We start from the raw sequence: 16,568 nt of genomic DNA, 5'->3' as shown, positions 1-16,568 counted from the left end.
CGGCAATCTTGCCGCTCCCGCACGAGGCGCGCGAGCGGATCCCCTCAGGATCGACTGAGGATCCCGAGCGTAGGTCGGCCGCGGCGGATCAGCCCTTCGCGGAGTCCTTCTCGAGCCACTTGGAGGCGCGGTGCTCGGCGATCACGCGGCGCGCGGTGCCGGTCTTGGAGCGCAGGACGAGCGACTCGGTGCGGATGAGCGGCCCCTTGCGGCGCACGCCGTCGAGGAGCTGCCCGTCGGTGACGCCGGTGGCGACGAAGTAGGTGTTGTCGCTCGCGACGAGGTCGTCGAGGCCGAGGATGCGCTGCAGGTCGTGCCCTGCGGCGACCACCTTCCGGTGCTCCTCGTCGCTCTGCGGCGAGAGGCGGCCCTCCATGAAGCCGCCGAGCGCCTTGATCGCGCACGCGGTGATGACGCCCTCGGGGGTGCCGCCCGCGCCGGCGCACATGTCGATGCGGCTCTCCCAGCGCGCGGCGTTGATGCCGCCCGCCACGTCGCCGTCGCGCATGAGGCGCGTGCCCGCGCCCGCCGAGCGGATCTCGTCGATGAGCTCGGCGTGACGGGGCCGGTCGAGCACGGCGACGACGACGTCGCCGACGTCCTTGCCCGTCGCCTTCGCGTACTCGCGGATGTTGTCGCCGATCGACTGGTCGAGCGAGATGACGCCGCGCGCCTCGGGCCCCGCGACGAGCTTGTCCATGTAGAAGGCGTCGACCGGGTCGTACATCGTGCCGCGGTCGGCGACGGCGATGACGCTCAGCGCGTTCTGGCGCCCGGCGGCGGTGAGCGAGGTGCCGTCGATCGGGTCGACGGCGATGTCTGCCGAGGGGCCGCGGCCGTTGCCGACGTGCTCGCCGTTGAAGAGCATGGGCGCCTCGTCCTTCTCGCCCTCGCCGATGACGATCACGCCGTCGAACGCGACGGTCGCGAGGAACGTGCGCATCGCGTCGACCGCCGCGCCGTCGGCGGCGTTCTTGTCGCCGCGGCCGATGAACGGCACCGCCCGGATCGCGGCGGCCTCGGTGGCTCGCACGAGCTCCATCGCGAGGTTGCGGTCGGGGTTGTCGAAGACCGGGGCCTTCGGGGTCTCGCTCTGGGGCACGGGGTCTCCTCCATCGGAACAGGGCTCCCCACGAGCCTAGTGAGCGGATGCGCGGCGCCCGGCACGAGCGCCGCGAAAGTCCCGCGCTTCCTTCGCGCGGGCGAGCCCGAGCTCAGCTGTGCTCGGCGAGCACGTCGGCGATCGCGGCGAGGATGACCGCCGACGAGGTCGCTCCGGGGTCGGGGAAGCCGAGGTCGGGGGTGGAGGCGTCGAAGCGGTCCTCGATGGCGGCGGTCTCGACCGCCGCCTCCTCGGCGACCCCGGCGGCGTGCGCCGCCGCATCCGCCCCCGGCTCGCCGCGCCGCAGGTGCACGTGCGCGTCGCCGAGCGCGGGAGCGAGGGTGTCGACGATCGACTTGTCGCCGATCGACGCGTCGGTCGAGGTCTCGAGCGCCTGCAGGGCCGCGTCGACCATCGCGAGGGGCCCGGCCGGGAGCGCTGCGGCGGCAGCTGCCCCCATCGCGCCCCAGAGGGAGTTCGCGCTGCCCTCCTCGGCACCCCAGGCCTGCGACGCGGCGGCGAGCGCCGTGCCCGCGGGGGCGGATGCGGCGGCGTCGCGGGCGGCGCTGGCGCCGGCGAGCATGTGGGTGCCGTGGTTGCCGTCGTCGGCGACCGCGTCGAGCTCGTCGAGCTCCTCGCGCGCCTCCTCGAGCGCCGCGACGATGCGCTCGAGCGCCGCGCGGACGATGTCGTCGTGCTGCATGGTGCTGCCCTCCTCGGCCGAGACCGGCGTCCCGGCCGCGCGCCTGAAGCCTAGCCGCACCAGCCGCGCGGTCACCCCGGGCGCAGAGGCGACAGGCCGGATCGGGGTGTCGCGGGTCCCGATCCGGCCTGTGGGTGCACCGCAGGGGTGCACGATGTGCCTCGGCTCAGTGACCGGGTGCGGCTGCCTCCACGTCGGCGTCCTTCTCCGACGTGAGCAGCGCATCCGCCTTCGCCGAGAAGAACTTCGTGCAGAAGAGCATCACGGCCGCGAGGAACGCGAACACGCCGAGCGAGACGACGCCCCAGGCGCCCGACTCGGTCGGGACCGCCTCGTTGATGCCCGTGCGCATCAGCGGGGCGACGAAGCCGCCCAGGTTGCCGAGCGAGTTGATGAGGCCGATGCCCGCGGCGGCCGCGGTGCCGGTGAGGAACGCCGTCGGGTACGACCACGTGATCGGGCCGACCGAGAGGAAGCTCGCCACCGCGATCGTGATGAACAGGATGCCGAGGATCGGCTGCCCGGCGGTGCCGGCCCAGGCCGAGCCGAGGATCGCGACGCCGGTGATGACGTAGAACATCGTGCCCCAGTTGCGGCGGCGGATGATCGTGTTGGCCGCCTTGCCGAAGAAGTAGCAGGCGAAGAGGCCGACGAGCCACGGGATGGCCGCGACGAGGCCGACCTGCCAGCCGACGTCCTGGCCCAGCAGGCCAGCGACCTGCTGCGGCAGGTAGAACGTGGTGCCGTAGACCGCGATCTGCAGGCAGAAGTAGATGATGGTGAAGTACCACACCTTCCAGTTGCCCATCGCGCGCCAGACGCCGGAGGGGCCGTCGGACTCGCGCACCGAGTCCTCCTTCGCCATCACGTCGATGAGCGCATCCTTCTCGGCCTGGTTGAGCCACTTCGCGTCCTGCGGCCCGTTGATGAGCAGGAAGATGGCGGCGATGCCCGCGACGACGGCCATCATGCCCTCGACGAAGAACATGACCTGCCAGCCGTGCCACGGCGTCAGGGTGTCACCGAAGCTGATCAGGCCGCCCGAGAGCGGAGCGCCGAGCATCTGCGAGAAGGGCTGCGCGAGGTAGAAGATCGCGAACATCTGCACGCGGTGCTTGTTCGGGAACCACTCCGAGAGGAAGAGGATGACGCCCGGGAAGAGGCCCGCCTCCGTCACGCCGAGCAGGAAGCGCAGCACGATGAACGAGGTGTCGTCGGTGACGAACGCGAACGCGGAGGCCACGAGGCCCCACGTGATCGCGATGCGCGCGAGCCAGAAGCGCGCGCCGAACTTCTTCAGCAGCAGGTTCGAGGGGATCTCGAAGATCGCGTAGCCGATGAAGAAGATGCCGGCGCCGAGCGCGAAGGCTCCGGCCGAGATGCCGCGATCGATCTTCAGCGCCTCCTCGGCGAAGCCGACGTTGGTGCGGTCGAGGAACGCGACGAAGTAGAGGATCACGAGCATCGGCATGAGATGCTTCGCGGCCTTCTTGATGGCCGAGTCGAGGGCGGTGCCGCCCTTCGACGTGGCGGTCAGTGTCGAATCTGACACGGGACTCTCCTTTGAGCGGGTGGTGCTGTTCGGATCGCTCGGCGTCAGCCGAGGAGCGTGGGGAGGATGAGCCACAGCCCCACCCCGACCAGGACGACGCCCAGTGCGAGGAAGAGGATGCGGGACTTGGACCAGGGGCCTTGGCCAGCCATGGCTCAGTGCATGTAGAGGCCGCCGTCGACGTTCAGGGTCTGCCCCGTCACGAATCCGGCGTCCTCGGAGATCAGGTAGGCGATGGCGGCGGCGATGTCGCGCGGGGTGCCGATGCGCGGCAGCACGCCGTCGGCGGCCATCGCGGTCTTGCGCTCCTCGGTGAGGGTGCCGCCCATGATGTCGGTGTCGATCGGGCCGGGCGAGATCGCGTTGACGGTGATGCCCTGGTGGCCCAGCTCGCGCGCGACCGAGCGCGTGAAGCCGATGACGCCCGCCTTCGCGGCCGAGTACACCGTCTTCGAGAACGTGCCGCCGCCCCGCTGGGCGGAGACGGACGAGAGGCTCACGACGCGGCCGACGCCGTGCTCGACCATCGACTCGACGGCCCGGCGGGTCGCGTAGTGGACGCCGTTCATGTTGATGTCCATGACGCGCTTCCACTCGTCGGCGGTCACCTCGAGGTACGGCACGGGGCTCGAGACGCCCGCGAGGTTCACGAGCGCGACGATCTGCGGCAGCGCGGCCTCGAGCTCGTCGTACGCCGCGCGCACCTGCGCCTCGTCGGCGACGTTCGCGCCGGCGCCCGCGGCCTGCACGCCGTGCTGCTCGGCGATCTCGGCGGCGACGGCCCTCGCCGCATCCGCGTCGAGGTCGATGATGCCGATGTTCCAGCCCTGCTCGGCGAGGAAGTGGGCGGATGCGCGGCCGATGCCGCGCGGGGATGCCGCGCCGGTGAGGACGACGGTGCGCACCTCGGGGAATGCGGTTGCCATGGGAGGACTCCTAGGTCTCGCGGTGGATCAGTGGATGGGGGCCGGGCCGAGCTCGTCCATGAGCTGCTTGATGGCGACGTAGGCCTTGTTGCGGTAGGCGACGAGCTCGGCGGTGCGCTCGGCCGGCACGTCGAGGTAGCCGGCGCCCGACTTGGTGCCGAACTTGCCGGCGTCGACGAGCTCCTTGAGCGAGTCGGGCGTGGCGAAGCGCTCGGGCCAGCGGGTCTGGAGCGAGGCGTAGCAGAACGCGTAGACGTCGAGGCCCGCCATGTCGGCGATCGCGAACGGCCCGAAGACCGGCAGGCGGAAGCCGAAGGTCGTGCGCACGATCGTGTCGATGTCGTCCGGGGTCGCGACGCCCTCCTCGACGAGCTGCGTCGCCTCGTGGAAGAGCGCGTACTGCAGGCGGTTGAGCACGAAGCCGGTCGCGTCGCCGACGCGCGCGGTCTCCTTGCCGGTCGCCGCGACGATCTCCTCGACGACGGGCAGCACGGCCTCGTCGGTGCCGGCGTGCGCGATCAGCTCGACGCCCGGGATGAACGGCGCGGGGTTCGAGAAGTGCACGCCGAGGAAGCGCTCGGGGTGCTCGACGGCCTCGGCGAGGGTGCCGATGAGGATCGTCGACGTGTTCGAGCCGATGATCGCGTCGGGGCGGGCGACGGCCGAGATGCGCGCGAGCGTCGCGTGCTTGATCTCGACCTTCTCGGGCACGGCCTCCTCGATGAAGTCGGCGTCGGCGACGGCCTCCTCGATCGACTCGGCGGCGGTGAGGCGCGCCTCGATGCGCTCGACCGCGTCGGCGGGGAAGAGCTCGTCGGCGACGAACGCGGCGGCCTCGTCGAGCAGCCGCTGGCGGTTCTGCTGGGCGATCTCCGCCGAGACGTCGGCGATCTTCACGTCGTAGCCGGCGAGCGCGAGCACCTGGGCGATGCCGCCGCCCATGTAGCCGGAGCCGACGACGGCGATGGTCTTCGTGGTCATGATCATCCCTTCGGGAGGAGCGTGCGCAGGTAGCGCGCGTTGGTGGAGCAGTTGCCGAGGCTGTCGCCGCCGTAGTGCTCCATCAGGAAGATGCCGTCGAAGCCGAGCTCGAGCGCGTCGCGCACGACCTGGCGGTAGTTGATGAGGCCGCCCTCCATCGTCGAGGGCACGCTCGTCGCCCACGAGCCGTCGGCGGCCTCGTCGCGCGTGTAGTTCTTGACGTGCCAGTAGTTGGCGTACGGCAGCGTCTTCGCGTGCATCTCGCGCCAGTCCTCGATGGGCCGGTGCAGGCGGATGAGGTTGGCGATGTCGGGATTGAGGCCGACGTTGTCGAGGCCGATCTCCTCGACGAGCCGCACGGCGGAGTCGGCGGTGCCGAGGTAGGTGTCCTCGTACATCTCGAGCGACATCTTGAGGCCGACCTCGGCGGCGTGGCGGCCGAGCTCGCGCAGGCGCGTGACCGCCGCATCCCACACCTCGGGGTCCTCTGGGTCCTTCGGGCCCTGCGCGGTCCAGAACCACAGCGCCTCGCGCTGCGCCTGGTTGAACGGCTGGTGCAGGCCAGTCGAGAAGACCTCCATGCCCCACTCGGCCGCGGCGTCGATCGTGCGGTGCGCGTACGCGAGGTTGCGCTCCTCGTGCCCGGGCATGATGACGCTCTGGCGCTGCAGGTGCACCGAGGGGATGCGGATGCCGTGGCGCCCGAGGATGTCGAAGAGCTCGTCCTTGCGGCTCGCCTCGAGGTCGGCGGGGCGGATGTGGCTGTCGGCGAGCTCCGCGAGCGTGAAGCCCACGTCGGCGACCTGCGCGAACGCGGCGTCCCACACCTCGGCGTCGGCGTCGTGCAGGGCGACGCCGTCCGAGACGGCCGGGATCCCGTGCAGGCAGGTGGCGATCGGCCACGTGTCTGCGGTGAAGGCTGCCTGCTGTGCCATGGTCATCTGCTCCGTTGCATCGCTTCGGACGGGGACGTCCGGGAAAAGATCCTATAGGAAATGTAGTCAGATAGCGGCCGGGGTGCAAGGCGACGGCGCGTCGCCCCGCGGGGCCTAGTCCTGGGGCGCGGCGTCCCGCATCGAGCGGGTGCGGACGCCCTCGATGTGCGCGCGCATCGCATCCGCCGCCGCGGCGGCGTCGCCGCGCTCGAAGGCCTCGAGCACGCGCCCGTGCTCGGCGTGCGCCTCCTCGACGTCGTGCACGCCGCGGATGACGGCCTGGCGCAGGCGGTGCGTCAGGGCTCCGAGGTCGTCGTGCATCGCGAGCAGGAACCGGTTGGCCGTGCCCTCGAAGATCGCGCGGTGGAAGGCGGCGTCGGCGGCGAAGTACTCCTGCGTGACGGGCGTGCTGTCGGCGCCCTGCGTCATCGCCTCGGTCACCTGCTGCGCCCACGCGCCGTGCAGCTCGTGCGCGTCGCGCAGCTGCGGCAGCAGCGCCTCGACGCGCGGCGTCACGAGTCTCGCGGCCTCGACCTCGAGCATGACGCGCGCGTCGAAGAGCTCGGTGAGCTCCTGGGGCCCGAGCGGCGGCGCGACCCGGTAGCCCTTGAGCGCCTCGCGCGTGACGAGGCCCGTGCGCTCGAGCTGCACCATCGCCTCGCGCACGGGCGTCGGCGAGACGTCGAGCTGCTTCGCGAGGGTGTCGATCGAGAGCCGCGAGCCCGGCTCGACGCCGCCGGTGAGCAGCATGTCGAGGATGAGCTCGTAGACCCGGTCGCGCAGGCCGCGCCGCTCGATCTCTCCGACGCGCAGCGGCAGGCGGGTGGTGGTCATCGGTCCTCCTCGAGAGCGAGCGCTTCGTCGAGGATCGCCCCGAACGCCGCCGGATCGTGCGCGAAACGCCCGAGGAACATGCCGTCGACCGAGTCCGCGATGCGCGGCAGGAGCCCCGGGCCGGCGCTGCCGCCGTAGATGACCTGCGCGTCGAACGGGCCCGCGGCGGCGTGCGCGCGCAGCGCCCCGGCCACCGCGCGGATGTGCTCCTCCCCCGCGGGCTCGGGCGCGCCGATCGCCCAGACGGGCTCGTACGCGACGACGAGCCGGCCCGTGAGCCCCTCGCGCACGGCGAGGGCGACGGATGCGTCGAGCTGGGCGATGCACGCAGCCGCGGCGGCGCGGTGGTCGCCCGCCGCCTCCTCGCCGATGCACAGCACCGGGGCGATGCCGTGCCGCAGCGCGGCCGCCACCTTCCGGGCGACGGTCGCATCGGTCTCGCCGAACATGCGGCGCCGCTCGGCGTGCCCGATCTCGGCGAGCGCGACGCCGTGCTCGGCGAGCTCGGGCGCGGAGACCTCGCCCGTGAACGCGCCCGCGTCCTCCCAGTGGAGGTCCTGGGCACCCACGAGCATGCCCGCATCCGCTGCGCCCGTCTCCTGCAGCACCGTCACGACGTCGGGGATCGAGGGGAAGGTCGGGATGACGAACGGCTCGACCAGCCCCCGCCGCACGGCGGGGTGCTCGGCGCAGATCGCGGCGACGGCGCGCGTCCACTCGAGCGTGCGGGCGCGCCCGAAGTACATCTTCAGGCTCGAGCCGATGAGCATCGCGGGCCTCAGCCCTCGTATGCGCAGATGTCGTCGACGTTGGCCTGCGAGTGGCTCGACGGGTCGAACGTGTAGGTCAGCCACTCCTTCGCGAGCCGCTTGGCGAGCTCGGGGCCGATGACGCGCTGGCCCATCGTGAGGATCTGGCAGTCGTTCGACAGGATCGAGCGCTCGACGGAGTAGGAGTCGTGCGCGACGGTCGCGCGGATGCCGGCCACCTTGTTCGCCGCGATCGCGACGCCGATCCCGGTGCCGCAGACGAGCAGCGCGCGATCGGCCTCGCCGCGCGCGACGCGCTCCGCGGCCTCGATCGCCACCTTCGGGTAGGAGGTCGAGCCCTCGGGGTCGTCGACGCCGACGTCGGTGATGCATGCCACGCGCTCGTGGCCCTCCAGCTCGCCCTTCAGGATCTCCTTGAGGTCGTAGCCGGCCTTGTCGCTGCCGACGATGAGGCGGATCGCCATGGTCACTGCTCCTTGCTCTGCGTGCCCGCGCGCTCGGCGAGGACGCGGTGGACGGTCTTGGTGATGAGCGCGAACGAGATCGCGCCCGGGTCGGGCGTGCCGATCGACTTGTCGCCGTGCGAGCGCGCGCGGCCGAGCGTCGCCTTGAGGTCGGCGGTCGCCTGGGCGGCCGATTCGCAGCTGCCCGCGGCCTCGCCCCATGCCTCGCGCAGGCCCTCGCCCGCGGCGACGCGGCGGCCGAGCTCGTCGGCGAAGGGCACGATCGCGTCGACCATCGTCTTGTCGCCGACCTTGGCCTTGCCGAACGCCATCACGGCGTCCTTCGCCTGCGCGATGCCCTCCGCGACCGCCTCGGCGGTCACGGCGTCGTCGTCGCCGACGCGCCTGCCGAGCGCGCGGAGCATCTCGCCCCAGATCGCGCCGCTCGTGCCGCCCGCCCGGTCGCTCCACGCATCCGCCGCGCGCTCGAGCACGGTCTGCGCACCGGCGCCGGCGCCGGCGGCCTTCGTCGCGGCGTCGGCGCCGGCGCGCGAGCCGCGCTGCATGCCGATGCCGTGGTCGCCGTCGCCGGCGATCGCGTCCATGCGGCCGAGCTCGTCTGCCGCTTCGTCGATCGCGGCGGCGACCGCGCTGAGCGCTTCGTCGATGAGGCCGGCGGCCTCGCGCGAGGCCTCGCTCGCCTCGGGCACCGACTCGTCGAGGTCGGCTGCCGCTACGGCCGCGGCGGCGCGCTGTGGCGCGACGGAGCCCTTCGTGAAGCCGGGGGCGTCGGCCGGCGCGGCCCACAGCGTCTCGAGCTCGTCGTCGAGCCACAGGAGCGTGAGCGAGACGCCCGACATGTCGAAGCTCGTGCAGAGCTCGCCCACCTCGGGCTCGACCATCGTGATGCCGCGCTCGGTGAGGAGCTGCGCGATGCGCCGGAAGACGACGAACATCTCCTCGTACTTGAGGTTGCCGAGGCCGTTGAGCAGCGGCACGACGCGCGCGCCCTCGAGCGAGACGCCCTCGGGCACCTCCTCGAGCAGTCGGTCGAGGAAGAGCTCGGCGAGCTCGTCGGCGGTCGGCACGTCGACCTCGTCGATGCCGGGCTCGCCGTGGATGCCGAGGCCGACGGCCATCTTGCCCTCGGGCACCTCGAACAGCGGCGCATCCGCGCCCGGGAGGGTGCAGCCGGAGAAGGCGACGCCGAACGATCGCGTGCGGGCGTTCGCGAGCCGGGCGACGCGCTCGACGCCGTCGAGGTCGTAGCCGGCCGCGGCGGCTGCCCCGGCGGCCTTGAAGACCGCGAGGTCGCCGGCGATGCCGCGGCGCTTGTGCAGCTCCTCCTTCGGGGCGCTCCAGATGTCGTCGGTGACGGTGACGGTGCGCACGTCGATGCCCTCGGCGCGGAGGCGCTCCTGCGCGGCGTCGAAGTGCAGCACGTCGCCCGCGTAGTTGCCGTAGCTCAGCAGCACGCCCTTGCCCTGGTCGGCGGCCTTCGCGATCGAGTAGACCTGCTGCGACGAGGGCGAGGCGAAGAGGTTGCCCATTGCCGCGCCGTGCGCGAGGCCGGGGCCGACGAGCCCGCCGAAGGCCGGGTAGTGCCCGCTGCCGCCGCCGATGACGAGCGCCACGGTGGCCTCGTCCGCCTGGGTGGATCGGACGACGCCTCCCGGGGCGGCCTGCACCCAGCGGCCGGCTGCGGCCACGAAGCCCTCGATCATCTCGTCGGCGAACGCACTCGGATCGTTGAACAGTCGCGTCATCGCGGCCTCCTCGCTCGGGATCGCCCACACGTCGGCGGGCAGGTCGTCGAAATCCTATAGGAAATTGGGTTGCCTGTCACGTCCTCCACCACTGCCCGGCACGGGCCCACCGCATCCGCACCCACCGCGACCTAGACTGAAGCCGATCCCGCGCGGCGCCGCCTGGCGGCCGCGCCCGCTGACGAGTCAAGGAGCGCGCCAATGCCCGTCGCAACGCCAGATGAGTACGCAGAGATGCTCGACAAGGCGAAGTCGAACGCCTTCGCCTACCCCGCGATCAACGTGTCGTCCTCGTCGACGATCAACGCGGTACTGCAGGGGCTCGCCGACGCCGGCTCGGACGGCATCATCCAGGTCACGACGGGCGGCGCCGACTACTTCGCCGGCCAGAGCGTGAAGAACCGCGCGGGCGGCGCGATCGCCTTCGCGCGCTTCGCCACGGAGGTCGCGAAGGCCTACCCGATCAAGGTCGCGCTGCACACCGACCACTGCCCGAAGGACGCGCTCGACGGCTTCGTCTACCCGCTCCTCGAGGCGAGCGAGGAGGAGGTGCGCGCGGGCCGCGCGCCGCTGTTCCAGTCGCACATGTGGGACGGCTCGGCCGTGCCGCTCGAGGAGAACCTCGAGATCGCCAAGCAGATCCTCCCCCGCACGCACGCGCTGAACCAGGTGCTCGAGGTCGAGATCGGCGTCGTCGGCGGCGAGGAGGACGGCGTCAGCCACGAGATCAACGATCAGCTCTACACGACCCTCGACGACGCGATCGCGACCGTCGAGGCGCTCGGCCTCGGCGAGCACGGCCGCTACATGGCGGCGCTCACGTTCGGCAACGTGCACGGCGTCTACAAGCCCGGCAACGTGAAGCTGCGGCCCGAGCTCCTGGGGCAGATCCAGGCGGGCCTCGCCGAGAAGTACGGCACGGGCGAGAAGCCGCTCGACCTCGTCTTCCACGGCGGCTCGGGCTCGAGCGACGAGGAGATCGCCGAGGCGGTGCGCAACGGCGTCGTGAAGATGAACATCGACACCGACACGCAGTACGCGTACACGCGCTCGGTCGCGGGCTCGATGTTCGCGAACTACGACGGCGTGCTCAAGGTCGACGGCGAGGTCGGCAACAAGAAGGTCTACGACCCCCGCTCGTGGGGCAAGGCCGCGGAGACGGCGATGGCCGCCCGCGTCGCCTCCGCGACGCAGCAGCTCGGCTCGGCCGGCTGGTCGAGCAAGTAGCTCTCGACGACGAAGCGCCCCTCCGCGGAGGGGCGCTTCGTCGTCCGTCAGCTGCCGCGCGGCATCGGCGGGCGCTACTCCCAGTCGCCCGCGTCGATGATGCTGTCGGTGCCCTCGGGGAGCACGGTGTCGTCGACGCCGTTGTCGTCGGTGTCGATGCCGGCCTGCGTGCCGCCGTGCTCGTCGGGGATGTCGGCGGGGTCGTCGCCCTCCCACTCCTCGTCGCGGCCCTCCGAGCCCTCGGGGGCGTCGTCGTCGTCGATCTCGTCGAGCTCGTCGGTCGCGAGCACGCGGTCGTCGTCGGCGGGCTCGCCCATCGACTCGTCGAAGTCCTCACCCTGGGCCATCTCGTCGGCCCAGCGGTCGTCGGTCTGGCCCTCGGCCGGCTGCACATCGCTCATGGGGCGATCGTATCCACGGCACCTGGTCGTCGCCAGGGCGGCCGCTGAGCGGCCGGCGCGAACCGCCGGGTCAGCGCCTGCGGCTCGGGCGCAGCTCCTTCGGCAGCGAGAAGATGAGGTCCTCCTCGGCGGTGCGCACCTCGGTGACGTCGGCGTAGCCGGCATCCTCGAGCTCCTGCAGCACCTCGCGCACGAGCCCCTCGGGCACGCTCGCGCCGCTCGTCACGCCGATCGTGCGGGCGCCCTCGAGCCACTCCTGCTGGATCTCGGTCGAGTAGTCGACCCGGTAGGCCCGCTCCGCGCCGTACTCGAGCGCGACCTCGACGAGCCGCACCGAGTTCGACGAGTTCGCGCTGCCGACCACGATGACGACGTCGGCGTCGGCCGCGACCTTCTTGATCGCCACCTGGCGGTTCTGGGTCGCGTAGCAGATGTCGTCGCTCGGCGGGTCCTGCAGGTTGGGGAACCGCGCGCGGAGGCGCCGCACCGTCTCCATCGTCTCGTCGACCGAGAGCGTCGTCTGGCTGAGCCAGACGAGCTTGTCCGGGTCCTGCACCTGCACGGTGTCGGCCTCGTCGGGGTTGTTGACGATCGTGACGCGGTCGGGCGCGTGGCCCGCGGTGCCCTCGACCTCCTCGTGGCCCTCGTGGCCGACGAGCAGGATCTCGTAGTCGTCGCGCGCGAAGCGCATCGCCTCGCGGTGCACCTTCGTGACGAGCGGGCACGTCGCGTCGATCGCGTCGAGCCCGCGATCGGCGGCGGCCTGCACGACCATCGGGCTCACGCCGTGGGCGCTGAAGATGACGCGCGAGCCGGTGGGGATCTCGTCGACCTCGTTCACGAAGATCGCGCCCTGCTCGCTCAGCTGCGAGACGACGTGCTTGTTGTGCACGATCTCCTTGCGCACGTAGATCGGGCCCTCGTACTGCTCGAGCGCCTTCTCGACGGCGAGCACCGCTCGGTCGACGCCCGCGCAGTAGCCGCGCGGCGTCGCGAGCAGGATGCGCTTGCCGCCCTCGACGGGGAGGTCCTGGAGTCGACCTCGCTGGAGCGCGGGCCGCGGCATGTCCAGCGGCACCCTTCCGTTCGTGATCGTCACCCGCCCAGTCTACCGTTGGGGGCACGAGGCGGCCCCGTGGTCGCCGCGGGCGAGCGCGACGCGCACCGCCCCGCATCGCCGACGACACCGAGGAGCAGGATGGCCGAGCGCATCACGGGCACCCCCGACGAGCCGTGGAGCGTCGAGCGGCTCGGCGCAGAGCTCAAGGGCTACATCGGCAGGCTCGGGCACCTATGGGTCGAGGGCGAGATCACGCAGTGGTCGAACTCCCGCGGCAACGTCTTCGGCAAGCTCAAGGACGTCGAGGGCGACGCGACGGTCTCGTTCAACGTCTGGAGCTCGACGCTCTCGCGCATCGAGGGCGAGTTCCGGCAGGGAGACCGCGCCGTGCTGCTCGTGAAGCCCGACTACTGGCCCCGCGCGGGCACCCTGTCGATGGTGACGGCGCAGATCCGCCACGTCGGCCTCGGCGACCTGCTCGCCCGGCTCGAGGCGCTGCGCCGGCAGCTCGCCGACGAGGGGCTCTTCGACGCGGCGCGCAAGCGCCCGCTCCCCTTCCTCCCCCACCGCATCGGGCTCATCACCGGCCGCGACTCGGACGCCGAGAAGGATGTGCTGCGGAACGCCCAGCTGCGGTGGCCGGGCGTCGCGTTCCGCGTCGAGCACGCCGCCGTGCAGGGCGACCAGACGGTGCCGACGGTGCTCGCGGCGCTCGCGCGGCTCGACGCCGACCCCGAGGTCGACGTCATCGTGATCGCCCGCGGCGGCGGCGACTTCCAGAACCTGCTCGGCTTCAGCGACGAGCGGCTCGTGCGCGCCGTCGCAGCGGCGACGACCCCGATCGTCTCGGCGATCGGCCACGAGGCCGACCGGCCGCTGCTCGACGACGTCGCGGACCTGCGCGCCTCGACGCCGACGGATGCGGCCAAGCGCGTCGTGCCCGACGTCGCCGAGGAGCTCAGCCGCATCGCGCAGGCCCGCGCGCAGCTGCGCGCCCGCGTCACCCAGCACGTCGCCCGCGAGGCCGAGCGGCTCGAGTCCTTCCGGGGCCGGCCGTCGCTCGCACGGCCGGAGACGATGCTCGAGGGCCGTGCCGACGACCTGGCGCGGCTCACCGCGCGCGCCGACGAGGTCGCGGGCCGCATCGTCGAGCAGGGCGCGCAGCGCCTCGGCCACCTGCGCCAGACGCTGCGGGCGCTCAGCCCGCAGTCGACGCTCGACCGCGGCTACGCGGTGGTGCAGACCGCCGACGGGCACGTCGCGCGCGACGCCGGCGCGATCGCCGCCGACGCCGCGCTGCTCGTCACGCTCGCGAGCGGCACGCTCGACGCCCGGGTGACGGGCGCGCATCCGTCACCCTGACGCCGCGCGTCAGCGCAGGCGGTAGCGCTTGCGCACGAAGTACAGGCCGACGAGCGAGAGCACCGCGATCGCCATGTAGTAGATGCTCGGCGTCTGCAGCGAGTCGGTGACGTCGAGCAGCCACGTGAGCACGAGCGGCGCGATGCCACCGAGCACCGTCACGCCGACGTTGTACGTCACCGAGAGGCCCGTGCCGCGCACCTTGGCGGGGAACAGGTTCGACAGCAGGCCCGGCAGCGGCGCGAAGTAGCAGGCCATGATGATGCCGAGCAGCGCGATGACCACGATGAGCACGGCGACGCTGCGCAGCGACACCATGAGCTGGAAGAGCGGGAAGGCCAGCACGAGCGCCGCCACCGCCGCCCAGGTCATCACGCGGGCCGCGCCCACCCGGTCGGCGAGGTGCCCGACGAACGGTGCGCCGACGAGGGTGATGATGCCGGAGACCACGCCGCCGAGGTAGGCCGCCATCGGCGGGATCTCGAGGTACGTGATGGCGAAGGTCGGCATGTACAGGATCATGTAGACCGAGATCGTCGCGACGCCGATCACGGCGGAGCCGGCGAGCAGCCGGCCCCAGTGGTCGCGGAAGACGGCCACGAGCGGCGAGCGCTCGCGCGTCGCGTCGCTCAGCTCCTCCGGCTCCGCCAGGCGCATGCGGATGTAGAGGCCGACCGGACCGATGAGGATGCCGACGAAGAACGGCACGCGCCAGCCCCACGCGTAGAGGTCCTCCTCGCTCAGCAGCGAGTACAGCGCGAAGCCGAATGCCGAGGCGAGGAACATCGAGACGCCCTGCGCCGCGACCTGCCACGAGGCGTAGAACATCTTCTTGTGCGGCGCCGTCTCGATGAGGAAGGTCGTCGCCGTGCCGAACTCGCCGCCGGCCGAGAAGCCCTGGATCAGGCGCGACAGCAGGATGATCACGCCGCCCCAGACGCCGACCATGTCGTAGGTCGGCGCGAGCGCCATGAGCAGCGTGCCGACCATCATGAGCAGCAGCGTGAGCGTCAGCGCGTTCTTGCGGCTGAAGCGATCGGCGTAGCTGCCGAGGATCATGCCGCCGAGAGGCCGGATGAGGTAGGTCGTCGCGAAGGTCGCGAACGTGTACAGCAACCCGTACTCCCCGGCGTCGGGGAAGAAGTTCTGCGTGATCACGACCGCGAACGAGGCGTAGACGATGATGTCGAACCACTCGAGCGCGGCGCCGATCGACGACGAGATGACCGCCTTCCGGGCGGCTGCGAGCCGCTCGGGCGTGGCCTGGGATGCGGTGGTGGTCATGGGGTCTCCTGCCCGGTGCTGAGGCCGTCGATCAGGCGATCGACGAACGCCTCGCACGCGGCGATCTGGTCGAGCTCGATGAACTCGTCGGGAGCGTGCGCCTGGGCGATGTCGCCCGGGCCGCACACGATGGTCGGGATGCCGGCGCCGGCGAACAGGCCGGCCTCGGTGCCGTAGGTGACCTTGTCGTCGCTGGGGATCGCTCCCCAGGCGGCGGCGAGGCCGACGACGGCCGCGTCGGCGGGGGTGTCGACGCCGGGCGCCGAGGCGACGTGCGAGAGCGTGACGCGGGCGTCGTCGTGGCGGGCGCGCATCTCGCGCTCGACCGCCGCGCACGCCTCGCGCACGCGGCCCAGCAGCGCCCCGTGGTCGAGGGCCGGCAGGCCGCGGAACTCGAAGGTGATCGTGCAGTCCGCGGGCACCGTGTTGATCGCGATGCCGCCGTCGATGCGATTGGTGCTGACGGTCGTGTAGGGGACGACGTAGCCGTCGTCGAAGGGCCCCTGCTCGCGCTGCTCGTCGGCGATCGCCTCGATGGCGTCGACGAGCCGCGCCGCGTAGCGCACGGCGTTGACCCCCTCGGGCGTGAGGGAGGAGTGCGCTGCGACGCCGCGCACGTCGATGCGGTGCACGTTCATCGACTTGTGGGCGCGGATCGCCCGCATGCCGGTGGGCTCGCCGACGACGCAGCCGACCGGCGCGAGGCCGCGGCGGACGATCTCGGCCGCGAGATCGACGGCGCCGATGCAGCCGACCTCCTCGTCGTAGGAGAGGGCCACGTGGATGGGCTCGGCGAGTCGTGCGCCGGCCATCGCCGGCAGGCGGTCGACGACGACGCCGAGGAACGCCTTCATGTCGGCGGCGCCGCGTCCGTAGAGGCGGCCGTCGCGCACGTCGGCGGAGAACGGCTCGCTCGCCCACGCCTGGCCATCGACCGGCACGACGTCGGTGTGCGCCGAGAGCACGATGCCGCCGGTCACCCGTCCGTCGGCGGCCGGGATGGTGGCGAGCAGGTTGGCCTTCTCGCCCGACGGGTCGGGCAGGCGGCTCGACGCGATGCCGACCGCCGCGAGCCGCTGCTCCACGTGCTCGACGAGCGCGAGATTGCTGCCCCGGCTCGTGGTGTCGTGCGCGATGAGCGCGCTGATCTCGGCCAGAGCGGATGCGCTGGGCTCGGCAGGCACGATGTGGCTCCTTCGGCGTCGTGGATATCTGATAGTCC

General features: G+C 72.0%; 16 protein-coding genes. 2 read left to right on the top strand and 14 right to left on the bottom strand.

All coding sequences use genetic code 11. The features are described from left to right. Window positions 1-88: 88 nt before the first annotated feature. The 10 genes from glpX to BLT67_RS11010 form a co-directional block, all read right to left on the bottom strand. On the bottom strand, window positions 89-1,042 hold the full coding sequence (gene glpX / locus BLT67_RS11055; protein WP_092667638.1) for a class II fructose-bisphosphatase: 954 nt from the start codon (window positions 1,040-1,042) through the stop codon (window positions 89-91). Window positions 1,043-1,214: 172 nt separating this feature from the next. Then, window positions 1,215-1,805 (bottom strand): DAK2 domain-containing protein, encoded by a 591-nt coding sequence (locus BLT67_RS11050; protein WP_157674339.1) that lies wholly within the window; start codon window positions 1,803-1,805, stop codon window positions 1,215-1,217. Between the two features lie 166 nt (window positions 1,806-1,971). Then, window positions 1,972-3,357, bottom strand: coding sequence for an MFS transporter (locus tag BLT67_RS11045; RefSeq protein ID WP_231945479.1), 1,386 nt, complete (start codon window positions 3,355-3,357; stop codon window positions 1,972-1,974). 155 nt (window positions 3,358-3,512) lie between these two features. Continuing rightward, the gene (locus tag BLT67_RS11040) at window positions 3,513-4,283 is read right to left on the bottom strand and encodes an SDR family NAD(P)-dependent oxidoreductase (RefSeq protein WP_092667067.1); all 771 of its coding nucleotides are present in this window, start codon (window positions 4,281-4,283) and stop codon (window positions 3,513-3,515) included. A gap of 27 nt (window positions 4,284-4,310) precedes the next feature. Beyond that, on the bottom strand, window positions 4,311-5,264 hold the full coding sequence (locus BLT67_RS11035) for a 3-hydroxyacyl-CoA dehydrogenase family protein (protein WP_092667066.1): 954 nt from the start codon (window positions 5,262-5,264) through the stop codon (window positions 4,311-4,313). Window positions 5,265-5,266: 2 nt separating this feature from the next. After that, window positions 5,267-6,199, bottom strand: coding sequence for a sugar phosphate isomerase/epimerase family protein (locus BLT67_RS11030; RefSeq protein ID WP_231945478.1), 933 nt, complete (start codon window positions 6,197-6,199; stop codon window positions 5,267-5,269). A 114-nt stretch (window positions 6,200-6,313) separates the two neighbouring features. Beyond that, window positions 6,314-7,033: a GntR family transcriptional regulator gene (locus tag BLT67_RS11025; protein WP_092667064.1), complete on the bottom strand. Its 720-nt coding sequence runs from the start codon at window positions 7,031-7,033 to the stop codon at window positions 6,314-6,316. Further along, window positions 7,030-7,803 carry a triose-phosphate isomerase family protein gene (locus tag BLT67_RS11020; protein WP_092667063.1) on the bottom strand — a complete coding sequence of 258 codons (774 nt, stop codon included), beginning with the start codon at window positions 7,801-7,803 and terminating at the stop codon, window positions 7,030-7,032. The genes BLT67_RS11025 and BLT67_RS11020 overlap by 4 nt, the downstream gene beginning before the upstream one ends. 8 nt (window positions 7,804-7,811) lie before the next feature. Next, window positions 7,812-8,267, bottom strand: a complete 456-nt coding sequence (locus BLT67_RS11015) for a ribose-5-phosphate isomerase (RefSeq protein WP_092667062.1) — start codon at window positions 8,265-8,267, stop codon at window positions 7,812-7,814. 2 nt (window positions 8,268-8,269) lie between these two features. Continuing rightward, entirely contained in the window at window positions 8,270-10,012 is a 1,743-nt protein-coding gene (locus BLT67_RS11010; RefSeq protein ID WP_092667636.1) for a dihydroxyacetone kinase family protein, read from the bottom strand. Window positions 10,013-10,213: 201 nt separating this feature from the next. Here BLT67_RS11010 and fbaA point away from each other — a divergent pair, with 201 nt between their 5' ends. Then, entirely contained in the window at window positions 10,214-11,239 is a 1,026-nt protein-coding gene (gene fbaA / locus BLT67_RS11005; RefSeq protein WP_092667061.1) for a class II fructose-bisphosphate aldolase, read from the top strand. Window positions 11,240-11,313: 74 nt separating this feature from the next. Here fbaA and BLT67_RS11000 read toward each other — a convergent pair whose 3' ends face one another. Further along, entirely contained in the window at window positions 11,314-11,640 is a 327-nt protein-coding gene (locus tag BLT67_RS11000; RefSeq protein WP_092667060.1) for a hypothetical protein, read from the bottom strand. Window positions 11,641-11,710: 70 nt separating this feature from the next. Next, complete coding sequence (locus BLT67_RS10995; protein ID WP_092667635.1) at window positions 11,711-12,706, bottom strand: 4-hydroxy-3-methylbut-2-enyl diphosphate reductase; 996 nt, start codon at window positions 12,704-12,706, stop codon at window positions 11,711-11,713. Window positions 12,707-12,838: 132 nt separating this feature from the next. Between BLT67_RS10995 and xseA the strand changes: the two genes are divergently transcribed. Beyond that, window positions 12,839-14,062 (top strand): exodeoxyribonuclease VII large subunit, encoded by a 1,224-nt coding sequence (gene xseA, locus BLT67_RS10990; protein ID WP_092667059.1) that lies wholly within the window; start codon window positions 12,839-12,841, stop codon window positions 14,060-14,062. 9 nt (window positions 14,063-14,071) lie between these two features. On the opposite strand, the gene BLT67_RS10985 is transcribed toward xseA, so the two are convergent. Both BLT67_RS10985 and argE read right to left on the bottom strand, forming a co-directional pair. Then, complete coding sequence (locus BLT67_RS10985) at window positions 14,072-15,346, bottom strand: MFS transporter (protein WP_092667058.1); 1,275 nt, start codon at window positions 15,344-15,346, stop codon at window positions 14,072-14,074. Beyond that, window positions 15,343-16,530 carry an acetylornithine deacetylase gene (gene argE, locus BLT67_RS10980; protein ID WP_231945477.1) on the bottom strand — a complete coding sequence of 396 codons (1,188 nt, stop codon included), beginning with the start codon at window positions 16,528-16,530 and terminating at the stop codon, window positions 15,343-15,345. The genes BLT67_RS10985 and argE overlap by 4 nt, the downstream gene beginning before the upstream one ends. Between the last annotated feature and the right edge of the window lie 38 nt (window positions 16,531-16,568).

The sequence above is a fragment of the Agrococcus carbonis genome, assembly GCF_900104705.1.
GTDB classification, from domain to species: Bacteria; Actinomycetota; Actinomycetes; order Actinomycetales; family Microbacteriaceae; genus Agrococcus; species Agrococcus carbonis.
The sequence above is the reverse complement of the archived record's forward strand: the minus strand, read 5'-3'. Positions and strand labels throughout refer to the sequence as shown.